This window comes from Scytonema sp. PRP1 (assembly GCF_036697665.2).
GTDB classification, from domain to species: domain Bacteria; phylum Cyanobacteriota; class Cyanobacteriia; order Cyanobacteriales; family Nostocaceae; genus Kalymmatonema; species Kalymmatonema gypsitolerans.
In genome coordinates, this window is record NZ_JBAHYJ020000056.1 from 36179 (window position 1) to 50525 (window position 14347).

The 14347-nt window shown below is 41.9% G+C and carries 13 protein-coding genes and 1 pseudogene; 3 read left to right on the forward strand and 11 right to left on the reverse strand.

Annotated features, from left to right (window positions below):
- Nucleotides 1-28 precede the first annotated feature (28 nt).
- Nucleotides 29-1021: a hypothetical protein gene (locus V5G28_RS11110; protein ID WP_332987453.1), complete on the forward strand. Its 993-nt coding sequence runs from the start codon at nucleotides 29-31 to the stop codon at nucleotides 1019-1021.
- A gap of 264 nt (nucleotides 1022-1285) precedes the next feature.
- On the opposite strand, the gene V5G28_RS36645 is transcribed toward V5G28_RS11110, so the two are convergent.
- The 11 genes and pseudogenes from V5G28_RS36645 to V5G28_RS11165 all read right to left on the reverse strand — a co-directional run bounded on the left by V5G28_RS36645 (nucleotide 1286) and on the right by V5G28_RS11165 (nucleotide 11942).
- Complete coding sequence (locus V5G28_RS36645; RefSeq protein ID WP_442994247.1) at nucleotides 1286-1561, reverse strand: glycoside hydrolase family 30 beta sandwich domain-containing protein; 276 nt, start codon at nucleotides 1559-1561, stop codon at nucleotides 1286-1288.
- 88 nt (nucleotides 1562-1649) lie between these two features.
- Nucleotides 1650-1793 (reverse strand): hypothetical protein, encoded by a 144-nt coding sequence (locus V5G28_RS11120; RefSeq protein ID WP_332987491.1) that lies wholly within the window; start codon nucleotides 1791-1793, stop codon nucleotides 1650-1652.
- A gap of 15 nt (nucleotides 1794-1808) precedes the next feature.
- On the reverse strand, nucleotides 1809-3518 hold the full coding sequence (locus tag V5G28_RS11125; RefSeq protein ID WP_332987455.1) for an ABC transporter ATP-binding protein/permease: 1710 nt from the start codon (nucleotides 3516-3518) through the stop codon (nucleotides 1809-1811).
- A gap of 32 nt (nucleotides 3519-3550) precedes the next feature.
- Nucleotides 3551-4405, reverse strand: a complete 855-nt coding sequence (locus V5G28_RS11130) for an SMP-30/gluconolactonase/LRE family protein (protein WP_332987456.1) — start codon at nucleotides 4403-4405, stop codon at nucleotides 3551-3553.
- 377 nt (nucleotides 4406-4782) lie between these two features.
- Nucleotides 4783-5751 carry an aldo/keto reductase gene (locus V5G28_RS11135; protein WP_332987457.1) on the reverse strand — a complete coding sequence of 323 codons (969 nt, stop codon included), beginning with the start codon at nucleotides 5749-5751 and terminating at the stop codon, nucleotides 4783-4785.
- Between the two features lie 831 nt (nucleotides 5752-6582).
- Complete coding sequence (locus V5G28_RS11140; protein WP_332987458.1) at nucleotides 6583-6957, reverse strand: response regulator; 375 nt, start codon at nucleotides 6955-6957, stop codon at nucleotides 6583-6585.
- A gap of 50 nt (nucleotides 6958-7007) precedes the next feature.
- A pseudogene (locus tag V5G28_RS11145) lies at nucleotides 7008-7220 on the reverse strand (sensor histidine kinase); the annotation flags it as partial.
- Complete coding sequence (locus V5G28_RS11150) at nucleotides 7190-7801, reverse strand: PAS domain-containing protein (RefSeq protein ID WP_332987459.1); 612 nt, start codon at nucleotides 7799-7801, stop codon at nucleotides 7190-7192. The pseudogene V5G28_RS11145 and the gene V5G28_RS11150, both read right to left, overlap by 31 nt.
- Before the next feature lie 333 nt (nucleotides 7802-8134).
- Complete coding sequence (locus V5G28_RS11155; protein ID WP_336230394.1) at nucleotides 8135-10444, reverse strand: response regulator; 2310 nt, start codon at nucleotides 10442-10444, stop codon at nucleotides 8135-8137.
- An 89-nt stretch (nucleotides 10445-10533) separates the two neighbouring features.
- Nucleotides 10534-11226 (reverse strand): haloacid dehalogenase type II, encoded by a 693-nt coding sequence (locus V5G28_RS11160; RefSeq protein ID WP_332987461.1) that lies wholly within the window; start codon nucleotides 11224-11226, stop codon nucleotides 10534-10536.
- Between the two features lie 17 nt (nucleotides 11227-11243).
- Nucleotides 11244-11942, reverse strand: coding sequence for a GntR family transcriptional regulator (locus V5G28_RS11165; protein ID WP_332987462.1), 699 nt, complete (start codon nucleotides 11940-11942; stop codon nucleotides 11244-11246).
- Nucleotides 11943-12507: 565 nt separating this feature from the next.
- Here V5G28_RS11165 and V5G28_RS11170 point away from each other — a divergent pair.
- On the forward strand, nucleotides 12508-12717 hold the full coding sequence (locus tag V5G28_RS11170) for a hypothetical protein (RefSeq protein WP_332987463.1): 210 nt from the start codon (nucleotides 12508-12510) through the stop codon (nucleotides 12715-12717).
- Between the two features lie 68 nt (nucleotides 12718-12785).
- Nucleotides 12786-14207, forward strand: a complete 1422-nt coding sequence (locus V5G28_RS11175) for an MFS transporter (protein WP_332987464.1) — start codon at nucleotides 12786-12788, stop codon at nucleotides 14205-14207.
- Nucleotides 14208-14347 lie beyond the last annotated feature (140 nt).

Sequence of the window (14347 nt, forward strand, 5' to 3'; positions counted from 1 at the left end):
AAACTTATAGTGAAATTTTGGATAAACTATGAAGACCAAAAGCTTGCTATTATTTTGTTTGGGATTCTTGCTCACAGTTTCTTGTTGTTTAGGAGTAACCGCAAGTATCCCGACAAAAATTACAGTTACCAAAACCAATTACCAAGGCTGGCGAGATTCTTATATTTTAAGTAATGGTCAAGTAGAAGCGGTTGTAGTCCCAGCAGTAGGACGGATAATGCAGTTTCGCTTCAAAGATGGAGAAAGTACATTCTGGGAAAATGACCAGGTGTATGGTAAAGCACCTAACATCAAATCTGAAGCATGGGGTTACTTTGGTGCTGGGGGTGATAAAACGTGGCCCGCACCCCAATCTGAATGGGAAAAAATCACAGGACGAGGTTGGCCTCCTCCAGCTACGTTTGATTCTATACCAGTTACAGCAAGAGTTAATCGCAGCGAGGTGACGCTGATTTCTGCCATTGACCCTTTCTACGGCATTAGGTTCTACCGTAAAATTACACTTGAACCAGAAAAAGCTGTAATGAAAGTAACTACTACTTACGAAAAAGTTAAGGGTAAGTCAAAAGATGTTTCGGTATGGATTGTTACACAGTTGCGCGACCCCCTTGCAGTCTACGCAGCACTACCCCAACCGTCCATTTTTCCTGAAGGTTATAACAAGCAATCTGAAGATTTACCAGCTAACTTAAAGGTAGACAACGGCTTATTGTCCTTGACACGCGATCGCAATAAATCCCATAAAATAGGCTGTGATGCTAGTACATTATTATGGATGGGTGAAAAAGTCGCAGTCCGCATTGACTCACCAAGAGTATCTGGAGCAAGTTATCCCGACAACAACAGTAGCGCCGAAATTTATACCAACTTAGACCCAAAGGCTTACGTAGAGCTTGAATTCCTCAGTACGCTAAAAACACTGCGAGTCGGGGAAAAAATGGATTTAACTACCACATATACTTTAATTCCACGCATTACTAAGAATGCTGAACAAGAAGCCAGAAAAATTCTGGGACGATAATTCAGGCAGTTCTATATTAGACCAGCCCGGAATATTATCAGGGTCTAAAAAAATGGTAGAACGGAATTTTGATCGTCTACCAAGTAGAGTTGGGCGATCGCCCAAAACCTATGAAAAAAAGTCCGGTTAAGTTTATTCATCTTGTTGTTTTTTTAAAACTTAAAACATTTACAGTGTCTGTGCTACTGTGGGAGCTTTTCCTAAACTTGAAGGGAGGAAATCACTTGCTTATCCAAAAAGTATTGGAATGGTACCCACATACTCCTAAGATTTTATTTTGACCATCACCACTCCATGAGAAGGAACTTTAGCAGCAAAAAGACCTTTGTATTTTCCTAAATTTTTCTTTTGCCAAAGGTCTTGGACTACAAATGTTAGGTTTGTTGGATATCCGATTTCTGTCCAGGAAACAGATATATTTGCTTGAGCGTTACTACGATTAAGTAGTACAACGGCACGAGTTCCATCAACAAGCGGTTTTGCCCAAACTTCAAATTCACCATCGTCCCTGACTTTACGACCTTGTATAGGCCAATACAGTTCAGTTAAGGATTGATCCTCCCTAGCCCTCCTTAAAAAGGAGGGAACTAAGCCCCCTTTTTAAGGGGGTTGGGGGATCTTAACAAAACTAAACACCACTAACTGAACCGTATTGTTGTATAGCCAAAGCATCTTGATTTATGGCGATGACTTCCTTGTTGGTCAATATTTGAGTAATTTCCGGTTTCATATTTCGCAAGTCATTACCTGCCATAAGTGGAGCAGATAAAATCGACTTCTATTTGGTTTATGGCGATGTTAATTCTAAGGTTATCTGGTGATATTTGAAGAGAGTAGGACGGTGACCGACACTCATGAAAGTTGTTTGTGTATCTAATAGATGCTGATAAAGGTTTTCCTCGTTCTTGATATCCAAAGCGCTAGTAGCTTCATCCAAAATCACATATTTTGGCTTAGTAATCAGCAGCCGCGCAAAGGCAATACGCTGTTGTTCACCTAAAGAAAGTACATCAGCCCAGTCTCTTTCAACCTCAAAACCACCGCATCTTTCAACTAAATTTGGTAGGTTGACCTGTTGCAAGATTTGATGAAGTTCATCATCAGTCATATTCACATTGAGCTGAGGATAGATTAACTGATTGCGGAGAGTCCCCAAAACCATATAAGGACGTTGAGGCAAAAACAGAATTTCCTCTAGTTTGGGTCGGATAATTGTACCTGTACCAGAATCCCATAGCCCAGCGATCGCCCGTAATAGAGAACTTTTCCCACAGCCACTCGTCCCTTTAATTAACAGCCCTTGTCCTGGTTGCAGTTCGGCTGAAATATCACGAAATAAAGTTCTCTGATAGTTTGGTGTATACAAAGTCAAGTTTTGGATAGCTAAACAGTTATCTTCAATCGTATTAATGGTTGTATACTCAGTTACCCCGGTCTTAATTTCTCTTTTTGGTTGTTGGAGAAAATCATAAAATTCAGACAAACGCTCAATTCCTGCACCCAAACTCGTTAAATTTTCAAACCTCCTGATAATGAGATACATGGCTCTATTGAGAGCCATAAATGCTCCTGATGCTTCTGCAATTTTACCAACTTCAAACTCACCAGAAATCACCTTTGGAGCTAGAACCAAGGCTGGTAAAATAGGAGGAATAACTTCATAAGATCTAATGAAAGAACCAAAATAGATTTGTTGCCAAAGTATCCAATAATTCAAATTTTTAAACACTTGATTGAATAGGAATTTCAGCAGGTTTGTTTCCTGTGCTTCTCCGCGATAAAAAGCAACAGATTCAGCATTTTCTCGGAGGCGGACTAAACCGAAACGGAAGTTACCTTCTTTTTTCTGCTGCTCGAAATTGATTTGAACTATTTTTTTTCCAAAGAAACCAATCGCTATGAGAGTACAAGTGACAGCATAAATAACTAGAAAAATCATGAGAATTGGTGAAATTCCCCAGAGAACCCCACTAAAAGCAATCACCTGTACACAAGTATTGAAAATATCCAAAAATATAGAGAAAGAGACTTCAGTAAAGCCTTGGATATCTTCAGATATCCGTTGGTCTGGGTTATCAATCTCTTTTTGAAAGTTATTGAGTTCATAAAAAGCTCGGTTACTTAAATATTCTCCGATAAAATGATTAGTTAACCAGCATCGCCAACATAAAATGAGTTTAAATCGGACATAGCTGTAGCAAGTTCCAACGGGAAGCAAGATAATTTGTAACCCTAAAAAAATGCCAATACTTGTCCAGAACCTGTGAGCATCTTTCGCCGCGAGAGCGGAAAGAAAATTACCCTGTTGAGTGTTTGAAAAGACATTAAGCTGGGTGGTTACTTGCAACAATACCAAAAGAATCAAAGCAGAACTAATCGCCCTCCATTTTTCATCACTACACCAGTAGATCTGAGCAACTGTCCAAAATCGCTGGAAAAACTTTAGGTGATTTTTTGGATATTTTTTCTGGCTCATGGGAACAGAATTCTTTGCCATATTCGACAATGAATACACATTGAACAAACAAGTTATTTTGTATGTACAGGAAATACAGATTGACCGGGTTGCACCCCTGCAATATTGAGGCGGATGCGGTAAATAGCAGTGGCTGCAGTTATGTAAAGAGTTTTATAGTCCTTATCACCCCAAGCCAAATTTGTTACCACCTCTGGCACGAAAATCTTGCCCAGGAGCTTTCCTGATGGCGAAAAAACCCACACCCCTTCTGACCCAGTAGAGTAAACATTGCCGAACACGTCCACTTTCATACCATCGGGCACGCCTTTTTCTTTCGGACCAGGTAACTCTGCAAAGACCTGTCCCTTACTCAGCGTTCCATCTGGCTTAACCTGGAAGACTTGGATATGTCCCTTTTCCGAATCACTTACATAGAGTTTTTTCTCATCTGGTGAGAAAGCGAGTCCGTTAGGACGTACCATCTCCTTGGTCAGCAACGTTAGATTTCGATCTGATGACAGCCTATAAACTCCATAAAAGCCGAGTTCTTCTTTTTCTTTACCGATGCCATAGGGAGGGTCAGTGAAGTAAATGCTAGCATCTGACTTGACCACGACGTCGTTTGGGCTGTTCAGCCGCTTGCCCTGGTAGCGTTCAGCTAAAGTCATGATGGTACCGTCCTTTTCGGTACGTATTAAGCGACGGTCATGTTCAGCAGTAATTAAGCGTCCCTGCTGATCAAGTGTATTGCCGTTGGAATGTCCCGCAGGACGACGAAATGCAGAAATCTGACCGGCAGGAGTCCATTTATATATCGTATTGGCACCCATATCACTAAACAGTAGAAAGCCACGTCGCTCCCAAACTGGTCCTTCTGTGAACTTAAAGCCACCAGACAGCTTTTCCACTTTGGCATTGCTGCTCATGATGCTTTGTAGACTATTAACGCTATTTCCGTTACTTTGTTGTGCAGTCAACACACTCAGTAACACACTGCACACAGCTATTTTCAAAGTAAAATTCTTCACTATTGCATACCAAAATTCAGTATTTATATGATTTTGTGTGAAAAGGTAGCGCTTGTATGACAGGTATCTTGCCTGAACTATGTCTGAACTCGCTTTGATTATCTAAGAAGGAGCATTACAGCGGTTTTCTGTAGTGTGGGCATTGCCCACTAATATCTCAAATGTCTATCACATAAGCTTTTGTAAGCAATGTCACCCTGCGATTTATGATCTAATAATTTGAAAAGTGCTGTAAGTACCGTACTACTGAAAGTTCGTCCTGTACGTCGGCTATACTAACCCCAAGAGCGGTAGAATGTGGTGTCCTGCCAAATTTTGGCAGTGCGTTCTTCAATAGCAGCAAGTTCCGTATCATTCAGTTGTCTGAAAATACTTGCTATCCAGGCATTTTCTTCTAGTTGTTTGACGTTATCAGCAGAAATTATGCAACAATGAACCCCAGGCTGGGACAAGCTGTAATTGAAGGCTTGCAGCATACTTGTCAAACCACCTGCTTGAAACAACTTCCCGTAAGCAGGGACTTTCATTGCAATCACCCCGACATTTTGTTTCTGAGCAACTTCTAGAACTCCAGGGAAGTACGGGCGTGGATGGTGTTTGTCTGCCGCATTGACAGGAATCAAAGTCGTGTGGAAGGAATAACGACGCAGCGCTTCAATCATGACATCTGGTTCACGGTGTCCTGTAATACCAACAAAACGCACGAGTTTCTGCTGTTGAATTTCTTCTAGAGCTTTAATTGCACCAGAGGGACTAAAAATGGTTTTTAGTTGTTCGGGAAAAGCAATACTATGCAGTTGCCACAAATCAAGATAATCTGTTTTGAGACGTTTGAGCGATCGCTCCAATTCTCGCCATACACCATCCCTATTTTTTTCATAAGTTTTACTTGCTAAAAACACGTTTGAACGATGGGGTGGTAAGACTTTACCTAAATAATCTTCACTTGGTCCATAACTAGCAGCAGTATCAAAGTAACGGATGCCAAGTTCCAAGGCTCTTTCAATAATTGCCACAGCTTCGCGCTCTTTTCCCTTTTGGGATAGTGGCATTTTTGTACTCCCACATCCCAACCCGAAAATCGGAACTTTTACTCCTGTGCGTCCCAACACTCGCTCTAGCATTGTTGCTGGTGATGTCGCAGCATTGGAACTATCAGTTTGCAAGGCATTAGCTCCTACAATGCTTCCAGCTACAGCAACACTGGTCAACAAGAAATTGCGCCGCGTCGTTTTTTCTGTCATAGATTGTTTAGGTAACAAAATCTCTTATAAAAGTAGTTCATAGAATCTACGCGCTATACAAGTGCGCCTAAGTTAGGACTAACCATCGACAAAAAGTTGATCAAGTTAATTCAACCCAACCTTTTGCTTGGGGTGTATCAGAAGAAATTGCTTCAGGTAATGAAGCAACAAATTTGTCTATACTTCGTAGTAGTCACAACAAACACCAAGGTATGTAAAAATGAGATCCTAAAATCATATTTATGTCAAGATGTAAATCCTAATTAACTTGAAAAAAGGAAATTCGTTTGCAAGGCAACAATAAACTGTATTCCAAGAACGACATGAAATGTTTAAAGATTTGATTTAGCGTTGCATAGTTAATTTTCTTAAGAGATTTGGAGAAATAGTAATTAATTTCTCGTTACATAAACAGTTTTAATAGCTTACCTTTTAACAGTGAACAGTGAACAGTAAACAGTTATCAGTTAAATACGAGTGGTTGCGCGTCCCCCACCTATTGGTGGAAGGCGTTGGTGGCGGGTTGAAATCCCCCACCATACGCCGTCAGGACTGATAACTGATAACTGATAACTGATTTAAGAAACTCCATTGTTTAACCTGCTTTTTTTGAATTTTTGACATTTAATCATTAGCCCAATTATGTAGGACTGACGCATTTATATACGTTATATAAAAAAAGTGAGAAAGTAGTGAAGTCATTGTAAAGTTTTGCAAATCAATACAGGAAAAATCTAAATATTTGTCAAAAGTGAAATTATTTCTTATTAGTTTTTTATATGATTTACATAATTCCAACAGACTTAACCAAAGAGAAAATGTAGGATTTTATCAACTAAGCTTGAGCAGCTTAGTCACTTCATCTGCCAGTGTCAAAGCGTCAAAAGGCTTGGCTATCACTCCAGCGACACCTAGTTGAGCAAATTGAGCCTGATCAACAGGTTGCATTTTAGCTGTCAGCAAAATGACTGGAATAGATTGAGTTGCAAGGTTCTGCTGTAAATGACGAAATAAAGTGATACCATCCATTTCAGGCATCATCACATCTAATAAAATTGCATCGGGATGTTCCTTCTGGGCTTTGAACAAGCCTTCTTTTGCTGTTGCTGCAGTTAGTACTTCCCAACCCGCCATGATTTCTAAACAAGTTTGAACCACTTCGCTCAGACGTTCTTCATCATCTATAAGTAGAATTCGCTTTGGCATAATTTAAGATAGTTTCCTAAAGTATTGGTGACCAGCATGATACTTTACCTCTACTTTGGTAAAAGTGGTAAGGTAAAGTAGAAAATACTTCCTTGTCCTAAAACGCTTTCAGCCCAGATTTGCCCGCCGTGCTGCTGCACAATACTCCGGCAAATAGCTAATCCTAACCCCGTTCCTCCCTTAATTCGGGAATCTGAAGCATCGACTTGCTGGAATCGCCCAAAGATGCTTTCTAGCTTTTGGTGTGGAATACCCCGCGCTCTGTGATGTCACGTCCTGCAGATACCCGTACCACACGCCCCTGATAGATACTGTTTTTCCCAACCACTTCTAACGGGAAAGTTGTTCCATCTTTCTTTACACCAGTGACTTCGTATGGTTTTTCATATCCAGACACAGTTTTTTCCATCACCAGTGCTAACGATTCTGGTGTTAAAAAATCCTTTGCCGACATACCAATAACTTCGTGAGTTTCGTAGCCGAACAACTTAGCAAACGATTGGTTGGCATCAATAACTTTTCCCATGGAATGAACCACAATGCCTTCAAAAGTCGCCTCAGTTAAAAACTGAAAACGCTGCTCACTCTCCCGTAGAGCCTGTTGTGCTTGCTGACGTCCGCTTATTTGGCACTTTAAAAGATAGTACATTAAGCACAAAAGTACAAAACTTAGGGTGAAAGCCACTAACGCAAAGATAAAAATGATATGAGATTGAATGGCAGATTGCTCAATACTCAGAAACGATAGCTGCTGTATACGATAATACGCCCAACCAACACCCAAAAGAATTAGTAATATAAACGCGAATCCAGTGGAAATAAATTTACATTGGTGGCGCTTCATATAGTCAAATAATTTCTTGAAGTAGTTAGCGATTATACAGCACCATTGTCTATCCCTGTTAGTACTCGCTTTTGTCCCATATCCTTAGTACATGATTCCATATAGTTGATAGCGAAAACTTGAACGAAGACTCTGTGTACCTTTGTCTTGAAAAGTTTCCTAGGTCGGGAAACCCTTCGGGTATGCCTTCGGCACGTCTTCGACGAACGCCAGTTGCCTAGGTCGGGAAACCCTCCTGCAGCACTGGTCTCACCTCCTCCAGAACTTTTCGCTGCGTTTACCGAGAGCGCTCCTCTGCGTTTAAAAACGTTACGAATTAATGAAATACTGTACTTAGTTTAATACACTCACCGTAGTATAAGCTACACGGTAAAGTGCTTGCAGGTCAGCACCATCCTTCGGGTATTCTGCCACCCCAGCACTGCAACTGACAGAAAAAGTCTGATTATTAGCATCAGTAAAGCCCTGCTGATTCCAGATGTTTAGGAACCTTATCAGCAACTTTATGCCTTGTTCTTGCTTCACACCGTATAAGCCAATCACAAACTCCTCACTACCCCAACGCGATAAAATATCACTCCCTTGCAAGGACTGCTTTAAGAGTTTTCCGAATCGGCTAAGAACCATATCTCCCGAATCATAACCGTATTGCTCATTCACCTGCTTAAAGTTGTTTAAATCTAGCAGCATAAAACAAAAAGGTTGACGATGCCTTTCCGCCAGATATAACAAATTGGTTAGCTGTTGGATAGACTTTCGCCGATTGGTAAGACCAGTGAGCTGATCTATTTCTGCTAAATCCCGATGGATTTTGGTTCGCTCTAACCGATTCAAAACACGGGCAATCAGTTCTGGTTCCACAATCGGCTTTTGGATATAATCATCTGCACCTGCTGTAAATACCTGATGCACTGTTTCCACATCATTACAGGCAGACAAAAACAGTACGGGCAGTTGACTCCATTGAGGATCATTGCGTACTATCTGACAAAGTTCAACCCCGTTGAAGTCGGGCAGTTTTACATCTAAAATCAGTAGGTCTGGAAGCGATGTTTCCAGTACTTGCCAAAATTTTTGTGGCTCTGCAAGGGTTATGACATCAAGCCCCCACGGTTCAAGTAATGCAGACAGACTCACTAGCACTATTGGGTCATCATCGACAACCATAACTTTAGCTTGCACGGTTTGAGTATGATTGAGTACCTGAGTTACTGCCCTAAGTATTTCACTAGAGGGAACTGATTTGTGTACAAAAGCATGACCCCCTAAACGAGCAACTTCTAACCTGTCAGTTAAACTATTTCGTCCTGTTAAAACTATGACTGGAATTGCCGGGTACTGGTTTCTCAGTTGGGCTAAGAAAGCCAATCCACTCTCAGCCGGTTCAGCAAACATCAGGTCGAGCAGGATAACATCAGGAGGATTGCTGGCGATCGCCTCACTTGCAGCAGTCAAATTTTGGGCAACTTCTACCTGAAAACCCCACACAGTTGCTTCAAGCTTAATTCGCTCTGTCAGTACCGCATCATCATCAATTACCATTAACAAACCGTGTTGCACACAATAGACAGAAGCAGAAGCGGTTAAAACCGGAGGCTTCTCTAGCTCTTGTTGTAATAAATTCCCCAGTTTTGATAATTGTTCTATTTCAACCCGTTCTAAATTTGTTATGCAAAGCAATTGCTCAATTTCCCTTGCCAAACTTGAACCTTCATAAAAACCGAAAGACCCCAATGCTCCTACTATTTTGTGGGCTTGCTGCTTTGCTTTTTGCTGTACTTCAGCTTCAAAAACACCTGCTTCCAAAACAGTTATGACCTGTGATAGCATTGCCACTTCATCAATAAAGCTATGCTTGTACCGTTCCCACAGTTTAGCGAGCGATGCAACAACTTTAGTTTCAGCTTGTTGCCTGTTGGTTTCTACCGACTGTGAAGATGATATTGCAAGTCTAGGTTGCTCACCTGCGGGGAGGCATTGCCGATACCCCAAACCATAGACTGTTTCAATTAAATCTGCGCTCACTCCACCTGCTTTTAACTTCTGCCGGAGTCCCTTAATATGGGTTTTAACAGCATCCTCTCCTGGATATTCTGGATAAGACCACAGGTTTTCTAAAATAGCAGTTTTGCTAAAAATCCGGTGTGGATTCCGTAGAAAAAGCTCTAGTAACTGATATTCTTTTGCTGTCAGATGTAGGGGCTGTCCATCACAGGTGACTAAACTTTTGCTAGTGTCAAGTTGCAGGTTTTCCCAACTCAGTACAGGAGCCAGAATGGCACTTTTCGGTCGTCGCAATAAGGCGCGAATGCGAGCAATGAGTTCTGACACATTAAAGGGCTTGACTATGTAATCATCTGCACCTGCATTTAACCCCATGACTTTATCAATGCTGCTATTTTTTGCACTCAGTAGCATGATTGGCATTTGATACTGCTGAGAACGCAGTTGGCGACAAATACTAATGCCGTCCAAACGGGGCAACATGATATCCAACAGGATGAGGTCATATTCAAAGTTTTGTACGAGTTGCAGACCTGCTTGGCCATCAGCCACCGTATTGACTACATAGTTATGAGCGGTTAGCACTTCTAAAAGAGCTGCAGTGGTTGGTTCATCATCCTCTACAACCAGAATTTTCATCGAGCATTCCCTTACAAAACATCGATGTATATTTTAGACTTGATTGTTGAGGAAGTTGTGGGGACGCACTTATCTATAGTGCGATTCGTTCAGTCAACAATTGCAGCTAAACTTTTTAAATCTGGCAGTTCCAAATCTGCTTTACCTTGAGCAGGTAGATAAGCTCCTGAACCTTCTTGACCTAGTCTGCGATTTATCCAAACCGTTGATAACCCTAAGGAATTTGCCGGAACAATGTCGTGGTAAACACTACAGGCAACGTGCAGCACTTTCTCAGAGGGTAGTCCAATTTTTTCAAGCGCCACCCGAAAATTTTGCACTGAAGGCTTGTAGCTTTTCACCTGCTCGGCAGTTACAATTTCATCAAACTCAACTTGCAAATGTTTTGCCGTGAAAGCAAACAGTTCATCATCAACGTTGGAAATGATTGCGAGTTTGAATCGTTGTTTGAGAGTCTTGAGGGCTTCAACTGTATCAGGAAAGGCTTGCCAGTGCTTGATAGAATCAACAAGCGCGTTCAACTCTGTGGCAGAAGGCGTAAATCCAAACTGATCCCCAAACTTTTGCACAACCCCCCTCAGAACATCTTTATACTTGCGGTACTCTCCCTGCTCCAGATCGGATTCAAAGCGAGCGAACCACTCAAGGATTTCGTTCTCACTCAGTTGAATCTGATGGCTTGAGAAAACTGGTTGCAACGCGTCCAGCACTCCTTTTTCCCAATCAATCAGGGTTCCATAGCAGTCAAAAGTCAAGATTTCATATTGGTTCAGGTCAATCATGGTGTATGGTTCCTAATTCAAGACTTTGTTTGCTCTAAATTTTGTTTTTCTATTGCCCGTAGATGTTCCACCAGTGCTTTACCGTCAATATTGTGGTCTCGGGCAATTTGCTCCGCACTCTTATCATCGCCTGAGCAAATTGCGTTTACTAATTTCCGGTGCTGCTCTACAATGTCATCCAAATCTGGATGTATTGCGTTGCAGGAAATAATGTAAAGACGGATTTGCTGTTCAACAATTTTGTACTGCTCCTGTAATCGACGATGACCAGCAAGTTGAATGATTGCCTTATGCAGGGCAAAGTCTGCATCAGCGATTTGGCTCCAATTCCCCTTCTGGACAGCTTTGACTAACTGTTGCAAGCCAGCATTAAGCTCTTTTGCCTGACTCGGTGTTATTGCAACAGCCGCCAGTCCCGCCGCCAGACTCTCAAGCGCACTCCGCAGCGTGTATAGCTCCCAAGCATCCTGCGAACTTAGTCCCGAAACAGTACAACCTTTATAGGGCAACTGTACAACCAAGCCTTCATAAGTTAGTTGCTGCAATGCCGAGCGTATAGTTGCTCGACTGAGATTAAATTGCTCTGCCAGGTTAATTTCTAGCAAACGACTCCCCGGTGCAAGTGTACCATTGAGAATTTGTTCTCGAATGACATCAGCTGCTTGAACATCCAAACTCCGAGGTATGATGGCAGGCTGGAGTTGCTTCCCTTTCATTTTGATTTTTGTAGAAATGCGAACAAGTTGAGCGCAGTTGCTGACTTGCGACTGCTCTTTTCATGCAAACTACTCATACTCAGACTTTATCTACAATATTGTAGATTGTCAACAATCTACAATTTAAATAAACACTGACTTGGATTCATCCTGCTTGCTTTTCGCAACTAACGGTGATAAAGTTCTACCTATCAAGAAAAATACATATTACCGACCAATTTACCGTATTTAAAATGAGTAAGTTGAACGGCAGCGCTATGATTCGTAGTTAGTCATAAAATTACGAAGTATCTTTTCATTATCTGTAGAAGAGAAATAAAAAGCAAGTGTAGCATCTCATTTATTTAATTTAGGAAAATTTCTATAGATTAACTTTAGTAATTTTGAGAAATTAATCTCATTTTTTTTAAGCTTGAATTCAAGCAAATACCAGAAAATAAAAACAAAACTTTTGTCTATTGATGGTGTGGATGAGTGACAATTGAAAATTATTTTTTCAATATTAAATTGCCAATTTTGAATTTTTCTACCTCTTAACATCCCTATTAAGCAGAGAGTACTATATATGGATATTGGGCTTTTCCATCAAATGTGGGCATCTCCTGGAATTGCAGACAAGGAATTTTTTGCCCAAACTGTAACTGATGTGCAACTGGTTGAAACTCTCGGTTTTGAATCTTGCTCGTTTGGAGAACATCATTTTGTGCGAGCGAAGGCTTTCTACGGCCGATTGTCGGTTCCTGAAGTGTTTATTGCTAAACTGGCTGCGGAGTAAAGCACGCATAATATTACTTATACAAATTATTGATCAATCTAAATTTTAGGAATTGAGGAGGCTGAAGATTGCCGGACTTACAAGCAAAACCCCAAACTTTAGCTGCCTCTCGAAAATGGTTGGTGATGCTCAGTATCGGTCTTGGGGTATTCATGTCTACTCTCGATGTGGGCATCATTAACGTGGCTTTGCCTACCCTGGTTCAATATTTTCAAACCAGTTTTCCTCGGGCGCAGTGGGCTGTGCTAGCGTATCAGCTCATCAGTTCCAGTTTAGTTTTGGGAGCGACTCGCCTAGGTGATATATGGGGTAAGAAATACCTCTACTTAGGGGGACTCGTTTTATTTACCTTGAGTTCGCTGTTGTGTGGAATGGCACCCAGCATTGATTGGTTGATTGGGTTTCGCGCACTTCAGGGATTGGGTGCTTTGTTTATCTCCGGGCTTGGTTTGGCAATCATTACAGAAGTCTTCCCTTCTTCGGAGCGCGGACGAGCCGTGGGGATCATTGGTAGTGTTGTTTCACTGGGAATTGCCCTTGGTCCTTCGGTAGGAGGGCTGCTTTTGGGATGGGCTGACTGGCGTATTCTGTTCTTTATCAATGTACCACTGGGCTTAATAGCGAGTTTCCTCATAGCATCGGTTGTGCCTCCTTCTGAACGGAAAAAGGAAAAACAGCACTTTGATTTGCTCGGAGCCTTATTAACTCTGGTGACACTCAGCAACTTTGCACTAGGCATGACTTATGGGCAAAGCGAGGGCTTCGGCAGTGGTAGTGCATTGTCGTTACTGTTGCTTGCGGCGATCGCTCTAGTAACTTTTCTTTTGGTTGAAGCTCTTGTGGAAGAACCACTGCTACAGTTGCAGATGTTTCGCAATTCTCGCCTGAGTGTCAATTTGTTCAACAACTGGCTCGTTTTCATTGTTCTGACTGGTGGGTTACTGATCACCCCATTCTTTCTAGAGCGAGTCAAACAGTATCCAACCTCAAAAGTGGGCTTGTTGCTAGCAGTGTCACCTGTTGTTAGTGGGTTGATTGCTCCACTAGCGGGTACGCTGTCAGACCGCTTTGGCTCTCGGTCAATTTGCTTAATTGGGCTGGGAGTGATGATTGGCGGTTGTCTGGGTATTAGTACTTTGGACGCTCAAACCACTGAACAAGATTATGTGCTGCGCTACCTTGTGTTTGGCACTGGGTTGGGTTTGTTCCGCTCACCTAACGATAGCACTGTCATGGGAGCGGTGCCTCGGGAGCGTTTGGGAATTGCCTCTGGGTTATTATCTTTGTCTCGTACCTTGGGGGTTAACGTCGGAGTTTCGGTGATAGGAGCGGTGTTTGGAGCGCTGATTGCAAATTTGGCTCCAGGTACAGATGTTGCTGTTGCTCCCGCTGAGGCAGTTGTTGCAGGGTTCCAGGGAAGCTATCGCCTAGCGGCGTTGATTCTTTGTGGAGCAGCAGTTATGACAACTCTGAGATTTGGCAGAGTATAATGAATCGCCTACTTTCATCTCTTGCGTCGGTATACCTTACTGCATTATGTCTTACGCAACATCTGATCACTGGAACCGAGTCTTTACTGAGCGGAAGGAGGCTGGCGATGATGCATTTGCTGAAGAATTGGTGAATTTTT